Raw genomic sequence first — 17,101 nt, 5'->3', positions numbered from 1 at the left:
GGTTACAAACCTCGCGCCGCGATTAAACCGCCCCTAGTTTGAACAAATTTTAATCCGCAAAGGTCAACAGACCCTAGGCTTATTTATTTTTATTCGGCAACTAACTGCTCGCTGCGATAAAAGCCACTTGGCTTACTCAACAAGCTTACTAGTTCAGGTAACACGTCATCCATAGTTTGTTTCAGCTTCCAGGGTGGATTTATCACTATCATTCCAGAGGCGGTCATACCATGTACTTCTGTATCTGCTTCAGTACCTAATTCAAATAATTGAATATTTTTAATGCCCGCGTCAATTAAACCCTGCTCCATATTATCAATACGTTCTCTGTCCACAACCGGATACCAGATCATGTAAGTCCCTGTTGCAAAGCGTTGATGTGCTTTAACAATGGTTTGTACTACCGTATTGTAATCGTCTTTTATTTCATAAGGTGGGTCTATTAACACACAGGCTCTGCGCGAAGCTGGCGGTAACAAACCAATTAAGCCTGCAAACCCATTTTCGCCGCGTACACGAATAGAACGCTTACCTTGCATGTTTTCTTCAAGTAAGACTAAATCTCGCGGATGCAGCTCAAAAAACCAGCCCTTATCTTGACGGCGTAAAAAGTGCTCGGCTATTTTTGGTGAGCCTGGGTAAAACGCCAGCGATGCGCTCTCATTAAATGATTTTATTAGTTCAATGTAGTCATTTAAGGCACTGTGTTGGCTAGTATGTTGCCACAGTTTTTCAATGCCATCTTGGTACTCTTGGGTTTTTTGCGCGTCAGGTGCAGCAAGCTCAAAAAAACCAGCCCCCGAATGCGTATCAATATAGTCAAGCGGCTTATCTTTAATTGTTTGATAACCCAGTACTTGCGCTAACACTAAATGTTTAAGTACATCGGCAGGGTTACCCGCATGAAAGGAGTGTCTGTAACTAAGCATTATTTATTTTCACCATACGCTATTTAATAAAATCAGTGAACCATAAGCACACTACTTTGACAATCGATACCAGCAAAAGCGGGGGTTTACGTGAACCGCTTCTGAATGAAAAAGCCAATAGCGTGAATTATCCCTTAACATAGAATAAAAATCACCTAAAACCAGCGTAAATGCTGGCAAATAAACACACTTTGCTTTACATTTGCATGACATTAATTACAGTTATATGAGCGCATTTATGAACAACAACACTCTTCAACAACTCGAACAACTGATCGACCAACTAATTACCCGTAATAATCAGTTACAAACTGATATTTCAGAGCTTAAAGAGCAAAACAGCAAGCTACTTGATGAAAATGAGTTATTGCAGTTAGAAGCCCTTGAAAATGAAGAAAAACAAAAAGATGCAAGTACTACCTTGTCATCATTGTTAGATAAATTACAAAGCGCGCAACAGGCAAGCTAATGTCTGAGCTGCAAAACCAGCGAGTCACTGTTGAATTGCTTGGTAAAGAGCAGCAATTTGCTTGTCCTGCGGGGCAAGAAGAGGCACTAAAAGCGGCCGCCAAAAATCTGAATGATTTAGTTGAACAAATGAAACAACGTTCAACAGTCAGAAATGATCAAAAAGCATTACTTATGGCTGCCTTAAATTTAAGCCACGAATTGCTTGAAGCGAAAACTCAAAAATCAGTTGAGCTTGAATATCAAGATCAACTCATTGATAAATTGAGTCAGTACTTAAGCTCGAACTCTGAGCACACTAAATAAAAGCGCATTTTGCGCTTTTATTGTTTTTACCGTCAAAAATACAGCTAGAGATAAAGATGCAACCATTTTTAAGTAAAGCTCAAAAAATAGGTAAGTGCTTACTGCCTTTAATTTGCTTGTTTATGCAAACAAAAAGCGAGGCGGCAATTGAGTGGCAACCGTTGTCAGCTAATATTCAATTTCTTAAGCAACCTGAAAGACTTCGTTTTTACGACTCTAACCAAGTATTAATTGAAGGCAGTGAATGTGCATTACTCGTTGATGCCAGTGGTAACTTTGCGGCGGTAGAACAACTGGTAACTGAGCTAAAACAACGTCTAAAGACGCCTTTGTGTTATTTAGTTGCAACCCACTTTCATGACGATCACTTACTGGGGATGGCGGTTATGCAGCATTACTTCCCAGACGCAAAACTTATTACTCACCAACAAGTCGCTAACGACTTTTCGCTTTACCAGCAAGCCTTAACAGACAAGCTAGAGGGATTCGAGAAAAGCATTGAGCTGAGCTATCAACGATTAGCCACCTTACCCGATGCTGAGCAAGTTCAATGGCGAGAAAAGCTTACCCGCGCTAAAAAGCGCTTATTTCGCTGGCAAGACTATCAATTAACACCACCAAAAATGAGTATTAGTGAATCTAAAACGTTAGATTTAGGTGGCTATACACTCACTATAAACCCGCATCAGGCACATACTAATGGCGATTTAACACTACTTGCCGACAAAGGTAAAACCTTAATTGGTGGTGATATCATCGATTGGTTACCCTACCCTGGGCATGGCGAGCTTAAGCAATGGCAACGCTTATTAAAAAAATATATAAATAATAATACGCTGTCACTTTTTATTCCTGGACATGGCGATTTAGTCGATAAAGTTAAACTAAAACAGTCACTCACGTTTTTAGAAGCGATTACGGATCATGCTAAAAATAACCCTGAAGCCAGTATTGAGCAATTACAAAAAGACTTCCCTAGTGAGGCACTAAAACCTTATCAACAAGAACCACTTGATATAAAATCAAGTCACTTATTTTTGCAATCGGGATTACTTCGCGCTAAAAACAGTCAATAACTGAACACAATGGATTGTGTTAAAATATGGAAATATATTTTTTAAAAAGGAACAAAATGCGTCACTTGATCTTATGCTTTGCCATTGTATTGCTATGCAGCTGTAAAACCACTCAGCCAGAGATCATTGCGCCTGCAGTTCCCACACCTGTAGAGTCAAAACCGGCATTATCAAATACGCCGACCTCTAAAAACACTCACAAAGTCATTAATAAAAAAGCCACCCCCAAAGCCCCTGAAATAGCTCAACCCACAGAGTTATGGGCACATATTGCTGATAACTTACATTTACCGGTTGAGCAAAATCAAGCGTTAAAAAAACGCATTAACTGGTATTTAAAACAGCCTAATTATTTAAAAATAGTGTCTCGACGTGCAGAGCCTTTTTTATACCATATTGTAAAAAAAGTTGAGCAAAAGCGCTTGCCGATGGAGCTCGCCTTGTTACCGTTTGTAGAAAGTGGCTTTAGACCTACCGCACGCTCAAGCGAGCACGCTGTGGGAGTGTGGCAACTCGTTGCAGCAACCGCGCATCATTTTGGGGTTAAATCAGATCAATGGTACGACGGACGCCAGGATGTATTAGCCTCAACCGATGCGGCACTTGATTACTTGAGCTATTTACATAAACGTTTTGATGGTAATTGGCTACATGCACTTGCGGCCTATAACACCGGTGAAGGCCGAGTTAAGCGCGCTATAAAACGCAATCAAAAACGAGGTAAATCAACTGACTTTTGGGCACTAACACTGCCAAAAGAAACCGCTGACTATGTACCAAAACTATTAGCACTGAGCTATTTAGTGAAACACCCTAAGGCAAATTTTAAACGGCCAAAGCTTCCTTATAAAGCACTGACTACCTCGCTAAATGTGGCAAAACAGTTTGATTTTTCAGTTATGGCCAAGCTCTCTGGCATGGGCGCCAAACAACTGCATGCCCTTAATCGGGGTTATTTAAAAAATCAAAGCTCTCCCCATGGACCGCACACTCTGTTATTACCTATAGAGCAACAAGCTTTATTAAAAAACCGCTTTTTTAAAGCCAATTTTGCAGGCGAATACATCGTTAAGAAAAATGACACGCTGTACGGTATTGCTAGGCATTTTGGCTTGCCTTTAGAAGTATTAAAACAGCTCAATAATAAGCAAAATAACTTTATTGGCGTTGGCGAAAAGCTTATTTTAGGGGAGCCGCAAACTTTGCCTGAGTCGCTCACTATTAACTATAAAATAAGCCCTTATCTAGAACAAAAAGAGCAAATCATTCCAACCATCGAGGTAGATTACCACGTAAAACCCGGTGATAACCTTTGGAATATAAGTCAGTTATACGGCGTTGCTCATAGCGATTTAGCGCGTTGGAATAAATTATCTGCCTCAAGCGTATTAAAACCTGGGACTCAGTTGGTTTTATTTATACCTCAAGCCGCTACGCCAAAAACTACACCGGCGAAAAAAGACCTGTTACTCGACTTACAAAATACATTAAATCATCCACGTTAAGTTTCTAAAGCGCAGTATTTCGCGTAAAATTGCCTTTAATTAATTTAAAACTCAAAGAGACAAGCATGCAAATCAGTAAAAATTCGGCCGTTGAATTTCATTACACCCTAAGCGAAGCGGGTGAACAAATCGAAAGCAGCCTAAACGACGCGCCATTAAGTTATATTCACGGCAGCGAAGGCATGCTTCCAGGTTTAGAAACCGCACTTGAAGGTAAAGCCGCTGGTGATAAATTTAGCGTTACGTTATCTCCAAGTGAATCATACGGTGAGCGTGTTGATGACTTAATTCAGCGCATTCCGCTTAAGCACCTTCAAGGTGATGTAAAAGTATGGAAACCAGGCATGACTGCTATGGTGCAATCAAACCAAGGTCGCCACCAAGTAACCATTGTAAAAGTAGGCCGCTTTAATGCTGATTGTGATTTAAACCACCCATTTGCTGGTAAAACGCTGACTTTTGATGTTGAGGTTGTCTCAGTTCGAGAAGCAACAAACGAAGAGATTTCTCACGGACATGTTCATGCTGAAGGTGGTTGCGGCCACGCACATTAATTGCTAATTAAAGGAACAAGTATGTCAAAAGTTGCAATAGTAACCGGTGGCTCTAAAGGCATTGGCTTTGCTGTGGTTCAGCGATTATTAACGAGCGGCTATCAGGTTCATAACCTAGATATTGAACCCAGTGAGAGTGGTGTTTTTCATCAATGTGATGTTAGTAATGTAACCGCCGTACGCCAGTGTATACAGGCTATTATTGAAAAAACACAACGCATTGATGTACTTGTTTCAAATGCTGGCAAGCACCTAAGTGCCACAATTGAGCAAACCGATGAAGCGACATTCGATGCGTTAATGGCACTGAATGTTAAAGGTGCGTACGCGGCTATACAAAGCGTATTACCAGCCATGAAAGCACAACAAGATGGCGCTATTGTGTTAATTGCCTCAGATCAGGCCATTATTGGCAAACAAAACTCATTTGCTTATAACCTGACTAAACATGCATTGGCTTCGATGGCTAAAACCACCGCCTTAGATTACGCAAGCTTTAATATTCGCACTAATGCCGTGTGTCCTGGCACCATAGAAACACCGTTATTTCATAATGCGATTGATGCATACTGCAAAAAAAGTGGCGCAAATAAGGCAGATATTGTTGCCGAAGAAGCTGCTTTACAACCTCTTAATCGTTTAGGCCAAGCCGATGAAGTTGCAGCACTGGTAAACTTTTTAGTAAGTCCAGAAGCCAGCTTTATTACCGGCAGTTTGCAACGCATTGATGGCGGTTACACAGCGCAATGAGTACTAAAATTATTGACCCGCATGTGCATTTTTTTAATTTGCTGGAGGGTCAATACACCTGGCTGCAAGGTGCTAACCCACCCGCTTGGCCTAACTTAGATAAAATAAAACAACCGATTAGCGTTGCTAAACTAATCAAAAGTACGGACTTTGAACTCGTTGGTTTAGTGCATATAGAAGCTGGCTTTGATAATGAGCAACCTATTAATGAATTAAACTGGTTAGCAAAGCATATAAAAAGGCTACCTTACAAAGCGATTAGCTTTGCAACAATTAACCAGCCAAATAACGCATTTAAACTAGCACTTAAACATCTAAAACATTCATCCCTTGTCGGCATTAGAGATATCACTGAAGGTCATGATGCCACGCGCTTATTGAACCCTCATTGTCTCGATAACCTGCGCCACTTGTGCCACTTAAAACTGCATTTTGAAGCGCAATTTGAAATAGAAAACCTCAATATCACCGAGCAACTTATTTCTTATGCCAACCAAGTTAGTGACTTACAAATCATCATTAATCACGCAGGGCTTGCACACAACCTTGCTAACTGGCAACGCGCCATTGAATTACTCGCACAACAGCCTAATGTTGCGATGAAGTTTTCAGGCTTTGAATTACTCATGCTTAATAGCGAGCAGCAAAGGCAGTGTTTAACACATATTTTAAAGCATTTTGGTATGCAAAGAGTGATGTTTGCCAGCAACTTCCCCGTGTGCCAAATTAACATTAACTACAATGAGTTATGGCAACATTATCGAAGCCTATGTAGGGATGATCTTACATGGCAACATTTGAGTTACAAAAATGCAGCGCGCCTCTATCAACTCTAAATAAAAACCGCTATATTTAGCTCAACAGTTTAAAAAACGAGCATACGTATGGCCATTTTTAATTCATCTTCTCTCAAATACACATTACTCCCTTTTTCGCTAGCCGCTTTATTAACAGGTTGTGGCGGTGGAGGTAGCGACAATGCGACCAACCCAACAACAGACAATAGCGGCTGGACTTCTGGTGTATTTGCTAGCTCAGGGCAATTTAAAGGTCAATGCCAAGCAATTAATGAAAAAAACTGGCTACGCTCTTGGAGTAACGAAACCTACTTATGGTACGACGAAATTATTGATACTAATCCGGCATTAACGTCAGGCGTCATTGATTACTTTAATACTTTAAAAACGGAGCAACTGACTGAGTCGGGTGCGAAAAAAGATAACTTTCACTTTAGTTTGCCAACCGATGAGTGGCAAAGACAAAATCAATCAGGCCTAAGCTTTGGTTATGGCTTTAATATAAAAATAATCGCTGGTAGTGCGCCGCGCCAAGCAATTGTTAGCTATACCGAGCCAAATACCCCTGCTAGTAATCAAAATATTATTAGGGGCTTTGAGCTTTTAGAAGTTGATGGTGTTGATTTTATTAACGCGACCTCATCAAGCGAGGTAGCTATTATTAACGCAGGTTTATTCCCAGAACAAACAGGTAAAGTTACCGAATTTGTATTTAGGGATATCAGCACTAATGAAAATCGCATTGTTACGCTCACATCTCAAAATATCGAGTCGCAACCAGTAATGAACGTACGTACTGATTTAGCAAACGGCGATGTGGGTTACTTTCAATTTAATAGCCACAACGCGATAGCCGAAACGCAGCTTTACAACGCCTTTAACCAACTCGCTGCCAGCAGCATTAAAGATTTAGTCATTGATGTGCGCTATAACGGCGGTGGTTTGTTACAAATGGCCAGCCAAGTAGGCTATATGGTGGCAGGTAGCAATACCCAAGGCAAAATATTTGAACGCACTATTTTTAACGATAAATACCCCAATACCAACCCTATCACAGGGCAAACACTGACCCCCATGCCCTTTACAAATCGTTTTGTCGGGTTTGAAAATAACCCTGCAATAGCTGCAGGCACCCCATTACCAACGTTAAATTTAGATCGGGTATTTGTACTCACCACCAGCAGTACCTGCTCAGCCAGTGAGGCTATAATTAACGGGCTGCGCGGAGCCGATGTTGAAATCATTCAGATAGGGGCTGGCACCTGTGGTAAACCGTATGGCTTTTACCCAACCGATAACTGCGACACTACTTATTTTACCATTCAATTTACTGGCGAAAATAACAAAGGTTTTGGTGAATATTCAGATGGCTTTGCACCGCAAAATACCATTGATAATGCGCGCCAGCCCGTACTTATTGCAGGCTGTGCTGTTGCCGATGACTTTAGCAAACGCTTAGGTGATGCAAGTGAAGGCTTACTTAATACCGCACTTAGTTATAGAGCAACCGGCAGTTGCCCAGCCCCAAGCTCAATAAATAGTGTTCTCGGTTTTGCGCCCACTATCGCCACCGATATGCCTGAAGTAAAAGACGCGCGAATTCAGACTGTACTTAAACAGAATATTATTCTTAGCGATAACATGAGATAAGCAATGAAGATTTTATTAGCAATAACTGCAATTTCGCTATTTTTAAGTGGGTGCTTAGCACAAAGCTCAGAGCCCACACCTAAATTGCAACATGCGTTACTAATTGAGCCTAATAGCGCTAAAGTAGCCGACGCAATTGCGCAGCTGCTGCATAGCTCGCAGGTTCAATTAGCAGACGATGTTTTTGTCACCTCAAGCACGGTTACCCTTGAGCAACTTAATCATAAAGATCCTCAGGGCAACCCTATTATGGGCAAGCAACTTAATATGCCAGATCAATTTGAGCTCGTGACTAAGGGAGAGCACTGTTTTGTTCGCCACCTTGATAGCAAAGCAACCATTGAACTAAAACAAGTACTTTGTAAAATAAACCCACAGCGATAAAAAAGCCGGTAAGTGACAACTCACTTACCGGCTATTTCTCAACAGAGTAAACTATTTTATTTCTACGCGTTGTGAGCGCATTACAATTTCATCGTTAAGCTCAATCCCAAGACCTGGTTCTTCAGATACTTCAAAAAAACCATTTTTAGGTTGTGGATCTTGTAAGCATAGCTCTCTATTCCACTTTTTAATCGCGTAAGTATGATGCTCGTGAATTAAAAAGTTAGGGATCGCTGTTTCTAAGTGCAATGATGCCGCCGTTGCAACCGGCCCTCCACATACGTGTGCCTGAATACGCACATCAAAAATATCAGCGTAATCACATACTTTTTTAGTTTCGGTAAAGCCACCACATAAGCCGATATCTGGCTGTAGTACATCAATACTTTGATCTTCTAAATAAGGACGTACACCCCAGCGGTTATACAAGCGCTCGCCGCCTGCAATAGGCACAGCCACTTTGTCAGCCACTTTTGCATGTAATGAATGGTTTAAGTAATTCACCGGCTCTTCAAAATACATACAGTCAAATTCTTCTGCAATTTCACCAATTTGAATTGCCGATGTCGCCCCTGGTAAGCTATGACATTCAAAAATAATATCTACTTCGTCACCCACGGCCTCTCGAATAGCCTGCATACGTGCGCGGTATAGTTTCATTTCTGGACGAGAAATAATATTTGTGCGGTCGTAATAGGTGTTGCCGTCTTTATCGTATTGAATTGGATCGACCTTTACCGCATCGTAACCTTCCGCCACCGCTTTTAGTGCCGCTTCTGCATATTCTTGTGGCTGTACCAGCGCTTTAAATTCACTGTCCCAGTCAAACTGCAGCTGTGATGCATAAGTACGCAGCTTGTCGTTAACTTTACCGCCAAGCAACTGATAAACCGGTAAACCCAATGCTTTACCTTTTATATCCCAAAGCGCCGTATCAATCGCACTCATTGCTGCGTAAACCACCGGCCCACCACCTAGACCCCAAAAACTTTCACGCAACATGCGCGACCATAGTTTTTCAGTTTGAAACGGGTCATGGCCAATTAAAAAGGCATCGGCCATTTCTTTGATCATCGCAGCAGCGGCACTGTGGCCTAAATCGTATGCAAGACCTGCTTCACCCACACCGCTAATACCTTCATCGGTATGAATTCGAACAAATACCGGCGTCCATGCAGGACGATCAGGGCAATGAATATCAAAGACTTCAACGCGATTTACTTTCATAAAAATTCCTTATTAACCTTCAGTGGGTTATTTTGCAAAACTAGGATCAAGACGATACGCTTTTCGTAACATGGCAGGCCATGCTAGCTGGCCCCCTGTACTGCCGCTGTGAACGACGTTCGCTTGGTTATAAATGTTATCAATAATAGCTTGAGGCACAGCCACCGCTTCTTGCGCACTTGATTGAATGGCTAACTGTATTTCACAGGCACGCTGAAGGTCATAAAAGCGCATAAACGCATCGCCTACCGTTGGGCCTACTGTTAAACCGCCGTGGTTGACCAATAGCATATGATTGGTGGTGCCTAAATCTGTTTGCAGGCGTTTACGCTCATCGTCATTCACCGCTAAACCTTCATAGCCATGGTAAGACAGAGACGGCAATGAAAACATCGAATACTGACTTAGCGGTAACAGCCCTTCTTTTTGTGTTGCAACCGCAATCGTTTCTTTGGTGTGCAGGTGTATAACGCAATGGGCATCCTCACGTACTTCGTGAATGGCACTGTGAATAGTGAACCCCGCCGGGTTAATATTAAAGGGTGTATCGTCAATAATGCGGCCATTTAAATCTACTTTGACTAAGTTAGATGCAGTGATCTCATCAAACGTTAAGCCAAAGGCATTCACTAAATAATGATCAGTGCCCGGTAGGCGAGCAGAAAGGTGCGTATAAATTAAATCCCCCCAACGAAAATGGTCAACTAATCGATAACATGCGGCTAAATCAACACGTAGTTGCCACTCTTGTTCTGATACTTTATTTTTTAAATTGAGCTGGGGTAAATCAAACATAACAAGCCTTTTAAAACACAGCATAGCGCTAGTGATTGTAGATGTTTAGAAGTCTAAATGAGTATTAGCATGATGGCAATCACCAAATAAAAAAGCCACACATAGGTGTGGCTCTTTTTAATTAGCGTTAACGGTTATTGTACTTTTGATAGGTAATCGGCAATCGCTTCAAATTCTTCATCAGTCACAGTCGCAACCATCGCTTTCATCGCCATAGACATACCGTTGTTACGAGCGCCTGACTTGATGTCTTTCATTTGCGCTACTAAATATTCTTTGTTTTGACCATTTAGTTTAGGGTACATCGCCATAATAGGTGCTTTACCTTCTGCACCATGACATGTTTGACAATTTTTAGCTGTGTAAAGTGCAGCGCCATCTGCAGCGGCTGCTGAAAATGAAAAACTTGCGGCTAAACCAATACCCGCGCCTAATAAAAGTGTTTTTATCTTGCTCATTGTATTTACTCTTCTTTTTACGGTTAAAAAAAACGGTTGTGATTATTGTAGTCAATAAATCTTTAAAAAGCATACGTCCTTGGTAAGGTTTGACGATCAATCAGAACAAATACGTGTATCCCTCATAAAACACATACTAGCTTGCTTTAACTGAGCAGATACTTAATAGGCTTACCAAATAAGATCGTCTGGCACTTCAAAATCAGCATACGGATCGTCTTCATCTTTGGCTTTATTTTCAGGCTTAACATGAAACACAATATACTTTTCATCCACCTCAGCCACTTTACGCGCAGGCTCATCTTCTAATACGTAAAACTGACCTTCTAACACACAAATAGCTAAACGCCCGCCCGAGAGCGCCTTTTGCGTTTGCTCATTCACATCAAGCCCTTTCACTTTATTTTCATAAGTGAAGTTAAAGGTACGCTCACCGCGAATTGACTCTTGATTATGATGCTCTAAAATTTGCTTCACACGCGCGACTTGTTCGCGCTGCTTTAATTCTTCTTGGCGCGCTTTATTGAGCTCTTCAGCTTTTTGCTGCTGCTCCAACTTAGTTTGCTGAATATGCTTTTGTAAATCGTTCGGGTTGCTCGTCGCTCCCTTCTTTTGCTTTTTCTGTTGCTTGCGCTTTTCTGATTTAGCAACTTTAGCTTTATGTGATGTTGTTAAACCAGCTTGGAGCAATTGCTCTTGTAGTGACCCCATGGCGTGTTCCCACTAAAAACGAATATTAATGCTATTTTAATCACCAACGAGCGTAAATAACAGCGCTATTGGTATTAATCTAACAAACTACTGAAAACAAAGCATGATTTAGCGCAATAAAGGTTAATTTATGAAAACCCTAGCAGTTTTGTATATAATGCAGCTCAACTAATAAGCAATGTATATGGCAGTTAATGCGCTTACCTCACCTACTCATCTGTTCAGTTTTCATTTTTTTTGTTTTATACGCACCACAGCCATTATTAAGTTTATTTGCAACTGAATTTAATGTTGCTCCTGCTGTTGCAGGCAGCTTAATGACGGCCACTATGTTGCCTTTAGCTATTGCCCCTTTGGTGTATGGACTGTTTTTAGCTAAGCGAAACCCTTTATTGATATTACGCTTCGCTATGTTGTTACTGGGTGTGGGTTGTATCTTATTTATTTATGCCCCGAGTTTTGAATTACTTCTACTGGTAAGGTTTTTACAAGGACTGACTTTACCTGCCGCATTGACTGCCATGACCAGCTTTATTGGTATGAGCTATCAAGCCGATACATTACAAAAAAATATGACGCTATATATAGGTAGTACGATTGTCGGTGGTTATTTTGGTCGTGTATTGGCTGCGCTCTTTAGCGATGTTTGGTCGTGGCAGAGTTTTTATTACCTAATAGCAGCCATGCTGATTATTCTAGCGTTAAGTATTCCCCATAAACGTTTTAATCTCGTTAAATCAACCGAGGTTTTATCACCATTAGATTATATAAAACAACTTAAAGAGGGCTCTGCACTTAAGCTCTATGGTGCCATTTTTTGTATGTTTTTTTGCTTTGCAGCATTATTAAACTACTTGCCTTTTATTTTAAAAAATACCTTTTTAATTAATAACACGCGCGACATTGGCTTTGTTTATAGTGGCTATTTGGTGGGTGCTTTGGCTTCTATTTTCACTCCTTGGCTATTAAAAAAAATGACTTCAGCCTGGCGATTGTTGGCCGCGGTATTCGTGTTTTATAACCTCAGTATTGTGTTATTAATGAGTCATTCACTGTTGTTGTTTTTAATTGCATTCACACTCTTTTGCGGCGCTATGTTTGTGATTCATTCCACAGCGGCACCACTGGTTAATAAAATCAGTCACGCACCGCCAAGCGTTACCAACGGGTGCTATGTATCATTTTATTACAGCGGCGGCGCACTGGGCTCGTTATTACCAGGGGTGGTTTATCAAACTCATGGACAAACGGCGTTTATGGCAACATTACTCGCTGTGTGTTTGTGTGGACTGGGGCTTATTTTGTGGGCTCAACGCGATGGCAAAAACATCACCCGCGGCTGATGCTCAGTAAAGTCAAAAAAACGCAGTAAATCAGGCTTAGTTAATAACCATGTTTGGGTATTTTCAAACGGGTGGCAATGAAATAAATCGCCAAACCAAATATCTTGATCAAGCCAAAGTGTTACACCTCGTTGTTTGTCGTTCATTAAGCTGAGCATTGACACGCAACCAGGTGCAACCTTTAAGTATTTAGCCAAGCGCTCATTAGAGGCAAAGCCTAAGCGCGATAGCCCTTGCTGTTTAGCAAGTGACTTTAAATCTAACTGTTTATCATGCGCGGTGATCACTAAAAAATGACGCTTACCTTCGTTGTCTCGCAAAAATAGGTTTTTTAAGCGTGTTCCTGGGCGATTTACCATCAGTTCATCGGCATCTAAACTGCCATGTAGCGCTGGATGTTCTATTACGTCATATTCTATATTTAGTTGGGCTAACACTGCCGCTAGTTTTTGTTTATCCGCTAACATACTACAAACAACGCCCTCTTAATTGCACACTTAAATCACGCCATAGTACTTCGTTTATTTCATGCTTATTTGCACAATAGTTACGCTGTGCTAGTTCTTTATTAAGAAACTCTACCGCTTGATCTTCTAATTGTAATTTTAAAACACTCGACTCTTCAAAATGCTCTTGCTCAGCAAAACGCTGAACATCACTGCGGGTTAGTCTTTTATTGATATTAATTTGCTCACGACTTTTAGCCTTTACAGAAACCACATAAGCAAAAAGCTTGTTACCTTGCTCATCAAGGGTGTCATAAAATTGTTTATTATTAATTTCGTAGGGCGGTTCATCTACTGAACTGGCACAACCAAAAAGGAAAATCATGAAAACTAACGCGTATTTTTTCATTATGTATTGTCGTTTTAGTAAATATTGAGCTCGAGTTTAACAAAAATTAGTTAAAACGGAAAAATTTGTGAAAAAATACTTGACCAAAATCGTAAAAATATTTAAAGTTCACCCCGCTTGAGACTCAGCACTTAAGCATTTACAGTCTATGTAAATTAGGAATGTGGGGCTATAGCTCAGCTGGGAGAGCGCCTGCCTTGCACGCAGGAGGTCAGCAGTTCGATCCTGCTTAGCTCCACCACTTTCCTACTCTCTCCTTTAAGTAATATCCTTATTTTTATATTCTAAATAAATTTCTCTGTTAATAATTTTTTGCCCTGTTTTAATCTTTATGTTTGCTTAGTTGTTTGATTTTGCTAAATCGAGATCAAAAATGCCGAGCAAAAGCCCGGCATTTTTATCGTTTATTAGGTTGGGTAAGTTATTCGCGAACTTGACCAACACCATTAACTAAATATTTCTCAGTCGTTAGTGACTCAAGCCCCATTGGACCATAAGCATGCAACTTAGTCGTTGCAATACCAATCTCGGCGCCTAAACCTAGTTGTGAGCCATCAGAGAAACGTGATGACGCATTAACCATAACAACCGATGCATCCACACTACGTTGGAATAACTCTGCCGCAGCATCGTTTTTAGTACAGATAACTTCGGTATGATTTGAGCCAAATTGAGCAATGTGCTCAACGGCTGCATCAAAGCTTGGCACTATACGAATAGCAATTTCTAAATCTAAATATTCTTCACCAAATTCGTTATCTGCAAGCACAGTGGCATTATCAAAGTACTCAGCCGCTTTGGCATCAGCATTTATTTTTACGCCTTCTTGGCGAAGCACTACCGCGCAGAGGTTTAAAAACTCATCAGCAACATCTTGGTGTACTACTAACCCTTCTAAGGCATTACATACGCCAGTACGTTGAGTTTTACCGTTAAGTAGTAGATTAAGTGCCACTTCTAAGTCTGCATCTTTATCTACGTATAAATGACACACGCCTTTAAAGTGCTGAATAACAGGAATTGTACTGTTTTCTGTTACATAGTTAATAAGCCCTTCACCGCCACGTGGGATAATTAAATCAATACTGTCGCGTTGCTGCATTAATTCCATTAGTAAAGCACGGTCAGGATCTGGAATAACTGAAATTAGCGCCGTTGGCAAACCATGTTTAGTAAGCACGCTGTGCATTACACTAGCAATGGCTTGTGAGCTTTTAAGCGCTTCTTTACCACCGCGCAAAATAACACCATTACCCGACTTAAAGCACAATGCACCCGCGTCAGCCGTTACATTAGGTCGTGCTTCGTAAATCATACATACCACGCCCAGTGGTACACGCATTTTTCGAATTTTAATGCCATTTGGACGTTCAGTGATATCACGTAACTGGCCAACCGGATCATCAAGTGAAACAATCACTTCGATACCTTCAGCCATCGCTTCAATGCGCTCATCATTTAATGTTAAACGGTCTATCATTGACGCTGCTAAATTATTGTCACGCGCAGCGCTTAGGTCACTTTCGTTTTCTTTGATTATAAATTCTTTTTGATCTCTTAATGCCGCTGCCATATCGGTTAACACGTTGTTTTTAGCCTCGGTATCGAGTAAAGCAAGTGTATGTGCAGCTTTTGCTGCTTGGCGTGATATATCCGTAATTAAACTCATGACTTCTCCAATAATGCGATATCTTTTTCTGAAATAATTGGTCCAATTGAATCCTGCATTTTTTCGCTGAATTCACTCTGCTCGTTGTCTGCAATAAAGTTTAACAAACAGCTACTGTAATTTGCTGTGGCTTTAGCTAAACGCGTACCATCTTCACTGCGAACTAAGATAGTATCGCCCACAGCAAACTCGCCATGTACTTCCTTGATCTCATCGCCTCGTAAACAGCCGTCTTCGCCTTCTAGTGAATCATCAAATGACCCATCGACAACCACTTCACCTTGTTCATTTGCGGTATGTGTCATCCAGTGAATAGAGTCTTGCATTGGTTTTTCATAAGGCAAGAACACACTACCTGGATTTTCGCCCGCTAATAAACGAGTAAAGGTTTCTTCTTTAAAGCCATTAATAATATACGTTGCAATACCATGTGATGTGGCTTTTTCTGCCGCTTCAATCTTGGTTTTCATACCACCGGTGCCTACTGCACTGGTAGCACATCCTGCCATAGCATAAATAGAATCATCAATTGATTTTATTTCAGGCAATAATACGGCATCGTCATGCAGATTTGGGTTTTTGTCATACAGCCCATCTACATCTGAAAAAATCATTAATGCGTCAGCGTCAGCGGCAGCTGCCACCATAGCTGATAAGTTATCGTTATCACCCACTTTTAAATCATCTGTTGTCACCGCATCATTTTCATTAATGATAGGTAGCACGCCGTGTTCTAACAAGGTAAATACGGTTTCACGGATACTCTGATAGCGCTCACGGTCACGTAGGTCACCATGAGTTAATAGTAGCTGCGCCGAAGGAAAATCAAAGAAACGATCCCACATGGCCATCATTTCTGTTTGCCCTGCTGCTGCCATGGCTTTTTTCATAACAACTGAGCGCGGCTTCTCTGATGGAAATAAATGCGAGCCTGCCGCTACAGAGCCTGATGACACTAAAATAACCTCTATACCACGTGCGCGACAGTGAACGATAAACTGTGCGATGGTTAACAAGTAGCGTGAACGACAGCCATCTTGATCGGGTGCAATTAAGGCACTGCCCACTTTAAGTACGATACGTCGCCAATTTAACTTTTGCATAAATGCTCAACTTTCCATTTTATTTGTATTCATCACACTGATGAATGAAACCAGGTCGCTATGTTTAAAACATAACGTCGAATTTGTTTATCATTGCCCACACTTTTTTTACACACGCGTACACCGTCTCTAAAACCATTGTTTTAAATTGAGATGCAAAAAATAAATAGTATTAACCCAATAAAATTGGATTGTACTAACTAAAAAAATATAAAGTGTTGTTTATGTATCGCTGTAAAAAGCTGTGTGCGGCTTTTTTATTAACAACATACATAGAGCCTCTTAAGTCTGGTACACCAACAGATAGGGTGATGACTTAAGGACCGAGATTTAACCGCCACGATGGGGATTAAATATTGAAAGGTAATAATTCAACTCAAACTTTAATTTATATGCGTTACGCAGATAAACACCTTGAGCAAAACTATACCAAAGAGTTCGGTAAATGATATTTTACGTTCGAACATTATAAAACATCGCTGAAACAATCACTAAGAGAGTTAAGATGTTTATATCTAACA

The 17,101-nt window shown here is 40.8% G+C and carries 19 protein-coding genes and 1 tRNA gene; 11 read left to right on the top strand and 9 right to left on the bottom strand.

Annotation, left to right across the window (positions count from 1 at the left end):
- Positions 1-89: 89 nt before the first annotated feature.
- On the bottom strand, positions 90-929 hold the full coding sequence (rlmJ, locus tag QL984_RS17510; protein ID WP_013466006.1) for a 23S rRNA (adenine(2030)-N(6))-methyltransferase RlmJ: 840 nt from the start codon (positions 927-929) through the stop codon (positions 90-92).
- 238 nt (positions 930-1,167) lie between these two features.
- On the opposite strand from rlmJ, the gene QL984_RS17505 reads away from it, so the two are divergent.
- The 9 genes from QL984_RS17505 to QL984_RS17465 all read left to right on the top strand — a co-directional run bounded on the left by QL984_RS17505 (position 1,168) and on the right by QL984_RS17465 (position 8,419).
- On the top strand, positions 1,168-1,398 hold the full coding sequence (locus tag QL984_RS17505; protein ID WP_008466311.1) for a hypothetical protein: 231 nt from the start codon (positions 1,168-1,170) through the stop codon (positions 1,396-1,398).
- Entirely contained in the window at positions 1,398-1,703 is a 306-nt protein-coding gene (locus QL984_RS17500) for a cell division protein ZapA (protein WP_013466007.1), read from the top strand. Before QL984_RS17505 ends, QL984_RS17500 begins: the two co-directional genes overlap by 1 nt.
- A gap of 56 nt (positions 1,704-1,759) precedes the next feature.
- Positions 1,760-2,779, top strand: a complete 1,020-nt coding sequence (locus tag QL984_RS17495; protein WP_290173103.1) for an MBL fold metallo-hydrolase — start codon at positions 1,760-1,762, stop codon at positions 2,777-2,779.
- A gap of 56 nt (positions 2,780-2,835) precedes the next feature.
- The gene (locus QL984_RS17490; protein ID WP_064664038.1) at positions 2,836-4,284 is read left to right on the top strand and encodes a transglycosylase SLT domain-containing protein; all 1,449 of its coding nucleotides are present in this window, start codon (positions 2,836-2,838) and stop codon (positions 4,282-4,284) included.
- A 65-nt stretch (positions 4,285-4,349) separates the two neighbouring features.
- A complete protein-coding gene (locus QL984_RS17485; protein WP_008466307.1) occupies positions 4,350-4,838 on the top strand; it encodes a peptidylprolyl isomerase in 489 nt (162 codons plus the stop codon).
- Positions 4,839-4,859: 21 nt separating this feature from the next.
- Entirely contained in the window at positions 4,860-5,588 is a 729-nt protein-coding gene (locus tag QL984_RS17480) for an SDR family oxidoreductase (protein ID WP_013466010.1), read from the top strand.
- Positions 5,585-6,424 (top strand): amidohydrolase family protein, encoded by an 840-nt coding sequence (locus QL984_RS17475; protein WP_138764712.1) that lies wholly within the window; start codon positions 5,585-5,587, stop codon positions 6,422-6,424. The genes QL984_RS17480 and QL984_RS17475 overlap by 4 nt, the downstream gene beginning before the upstream one ends.
- Before the next feature lie 48 nt (positions 6,425-6,472).
- Positions 6,473-8,035 carry a S41 family peptidase gene (locus QL984_RS17470; RefSeq protein ID WP_138764711.1) on the top strand — a complete coding sequence of 521 codons (1,563 nt, stop codon included), beginning with the start codon at positions 6,473-6,475 and terminating at the stop codon, positions 8,033-8,035.
- 3 nt (positions 8,036-8,038) lie between these two features.
- Positions 8,039-8,419, top strand: a complete 381-nt coding sequence (locus tag QL984_RS17465) for a hypothetical protein (RefSeq protein ID WP_138764710.1) — start codon at positions 8,039-8,041, stop codon at positions 8,417-8,419.
- Between the two features lie 51 nt (positions 8,420-8,470).
- Here the strand turns inward: QL984_RS17465 and QL984_RS17460 are convergent, their stop codons facing one another.
- From QL984_RS17460 to QL984_RS17445, 4 genes are all read right to left on the bottom strand, one after another.
- Positions 8,471-9,646, bottom strand: a complete 1,176-nt coding sequence (locus QL984_RS17460) for a mandelate racemase/muconate lactonizing enzyme family protein (RefSeq protein ID WP_010391702.1) — start codon at positions 9,644-9,646, stop codon at positions 8,471-8,473.
- Between the two features lie 27 nt (positions 9,647-9,673).
- Complete coding sequence (locus QL984_RS17455; protein WP_013466014.1) at positions 9,674-10,441, bottom strand: class II aldolase/adducin family protein; 768 nt, start codon at positions 10,439-10,441, stop codon at positions 9,674-9,676.
- 134 nt (positions 10,442-10,575) lie between these two features.
- Positions 10,576-10,899: a c-type cytochrome gene (locus QL984_RS17450; protein WP_010391700.1), complete on the bottom strand. Its 324-nt coding sequence runs from the start codon at positions 10,897-10,899 to the stop codon at positions 10,576-10,578.
- A 171-nt stretch (positions 10,900-11,070) separates the two neighbouring features.
- Positions 11,071-11,610: a DUF2058 domain-containing protein gene (locus QL984_RS17445; RefSeq protein WP_138764709.1), complete on the bottom strand. Its 540-nt coding sequence runs from the start codon at positions 11,608-11,610 to the stop codon at positions 11,071-11,073.
- Positions 11,611-11,804: 194 nt separating this feature from the next.
- Here QL984_RS17445 and QL984_RS17440 point away from each other — a divergent pair, with 194 nt between their 5' ends.
- The gene (locus QL984_RS17440; RefSeq protein WP_010391697.1) at positions 11,805-12,953 is read left to right on the top strand and encodes an MFS transporter; all 1,149 of its coding nucleotides are present in this window, start codon (positions 11,805-11,807) and stop codon (positions 12,951-12,953) included.
- Here QL984_RS17440 and QL984_RS17435 read toward each other — a convergent pair.
- Both QL984_RS17435 and QL984_RS17430 read right to left on the bottom strand, forming a co-directional pair.
- A complete protein-coding gene (locus tag QL984_RS17435; RefSeq protein ID WP_138764708.1) occupies positions 12,920-13,420 on the bottom strand; it encodes a prolyl-tRNA synthetase associated domain-containing protein in 501 nt (166 codons plus the stop codon). The genes QL984_RS17440 and QL984_RS17435 overlap by 34 nt on opposite strands.
- Position 13,421: 1 nt before the next feature.
- Complete coding sequence (locus tag QL984_RS17430) at positions 13,422-13,808, bottom strand: hypothetical protein (RefSeq protein ID WP_138562643.1); 387 nt, start codon at positions 13,806-13,808, stop codon at positions 13,422-13,424.
- 165 nt (positions 13,809-13,973) lie between these two features.
- Between QL984_RS17430 and QL984_RS17425 the strand changes: the two genes are divergently transcribed.
- Positions 13,974-14,049: transfer RNA gene (locus tag QL984_RS17425), tRNA-Ala, on the top strand.
- Between the two features lie 180 nt (positions 14,050-14,229).
- Here QL984_RS17425 and QL984_RS17420 read toward each other — a convergent pair.
- Positions 14,230-15,477: a glutamate-5-semialdehyde dehydrogenase gene (locus QL984_RS17420; RefSeq protein ID WP_138562641.1), complete on the bottom strand. Its 1,248-nt coding sequence runs from the start codon at positions 15,475-15,477 to the stop codon at positions 14,230-14,232.
- Positions 15,474-16,580 (bottom strand): glutamate 5-kinase, encoded by a 1,107-nt coding sequence (gene proB, locus QL984_RS17415; RefSeq protein ID WP_013466019.1) that lies wholly within the window; start codon positions 16,578-16,580, stop codon positions 15,474-15,476. Before proB ends, QL984_RS17420 begins: the two co-directional genes overlap by 4 nt.
- Positions 16,581-17,101: the final 521 nt, after the last annotated feature.

Origin of the sequence: Pseudoalteromonas sp. APC 3495 (assembly GCF_030407645.1) — a bacterium.
In the GTDB taxonomy this organism is placed as follows: Bacteria; Pseudomonadota; Gammaproteobacteria; order Enterobacterales; family Alteromonadaceae; genus Pseudoalteromonas; species Pseudoalteromonas tetraodonis.
The sequence above is the reverse complement of the archived record's forward strand: the minus strand, read 5'-3'. Positions and strand labels throughout refer to the sequence as shown.

Excerpts from the sequence above, each read along its gene's own strand:
- rlmJ (WP_013466006.1), bottom strand. The coding sequence starts at position 929 with ATGCTTAGTTACAGACACTCCTTTCATGCGGGTAACCCTGCCGATGTA.
- QL984_RS17505 (WP_008466311.1), top strand. The coding sequence starts at position 1,168 with ATGAACAACAACACTCTTCAACAACTCGAACAACTGATCGACCAACTA.
- QL984_RS17500 (WP_013466007.1), top strand. The coding sequence starts at position 1,398 with ATGTCTGAGCTGCAAAACCAGCGAGTCACTGTTGAATTGCTTGGTAAA.
- QL984_RS17495 (WP_290173103.1), top strand. The coding sequence starts at position 1,760 with ATGCAACCATTTTTAAGTAAAGCTCAAAAAATAGGTAAGTGCTTACTG.
- QL984_RS17490 (WP_064664038.1), top strand. The coding sequence starts at position 2,836 with ATGCGTCACTTGATCTTATGCTTTGCCATTGTATTGCTATGCAGCTGT.
- QL984_RS17485 (WP_008466307.1), top strand. The coding sequence starts at position 4,350 with ATGCAAATCAGTAAAAATTCGGCCGTTGAATTTCATTACACCCTAAGC.
- QL984_RS17480 (WP_013466010.1), top strand. The coding sequence starts at position 4,860 with ATGTCAAAAGTTGCAATAGTAACCGGTGGCTCTAAAGGCATTGGCTTT.
- QL984_RS17475 (WP_138764712.1), top strand. The coding sequence starts at position 5,585 with ATGAGTACTAAAATTATTGACCCGCATGTGCATTTTTTTAATTTGCTG.
- QL984_RS17470 (WP_138764711.1), top strand. The coding sequence starts at position 6,473 with ATGGCCATTTTTAATTCATCTTCTCTCAAATACACATTACTCCCTTTT.
- QL984_RS17465 (WP_138764710.1), top strand. The coding sequence starts at position 8,039 with ATGAAGATTTTATTAGCAATAACTGCAATTTCGCTATTTTTAAGTGGG.
- QL984_RS17460 (WP_010391702.1), bottom strand. The coding sequence starts at position 9,646 with ATGAAAGTAAATCGCGTTGAAGTCTTTGATATTCATTGCCCTGATCGT.
- QL984_RS17455 (WP_013466014.1), bottom strand. The coding sequence starts at position 10,441 with ATGTTTGATTTACCCCAGCTCAATTTAAAAAATAAAGTATCAGAACAA.
- QL984_RS17450 (WP_010391700.1), bottom strand. The coding sequence starts at position 10,899 with ATGAGCAAGATAAAAACACTTTTATTAGGCGCGGGTATTGGTTTAGCC.
- QL984_RS17445 (WP_138764709.1), bottom strand. The coding sequence starts at position 11,610 with ATGGGGTCACTACAAGAGCAATTGCTCCAAGCTGGTTTAACAACATCA.
- QL984_RS17440 (WP_010391697.1), top strand. The coding sequence starts at position 11,805 with ATGCGCTTACCTCACCTACTCATCTGTTCAGTTTTCATTTTTTTTGTT.
- QL984_RS17435 (WP_138764708.1), bottom strand. The coding sequence starts at position 13,420 with ATGTTAGCGGATAAACAAAAACTAGCGGCAGTGTTAGCCCAACTAAAT.
- QL984_RS17430 (WP_138562643.1), bottom strand. The coding sequence starts at position 13,808 with ATGAAAAAATACGCGTTAGTTTTCATGATTTTCCTTTTTGGTTGTGCC.
- QL984_RS17420 (WP_138562641.1), bottom strand. The coding sequence starts at position 15,477 with ATGAGTTTAATTACGGATATATCACGCCAAGCAGCAAAAGCTGCACAT.
- proB (WP_013466019.1), bottom strand. The coding sequence starts at position 16,580 with ATGCAAAAGTTAAATTGGCGACGTATCGTACTTAAAGTGGGCAGTGCC.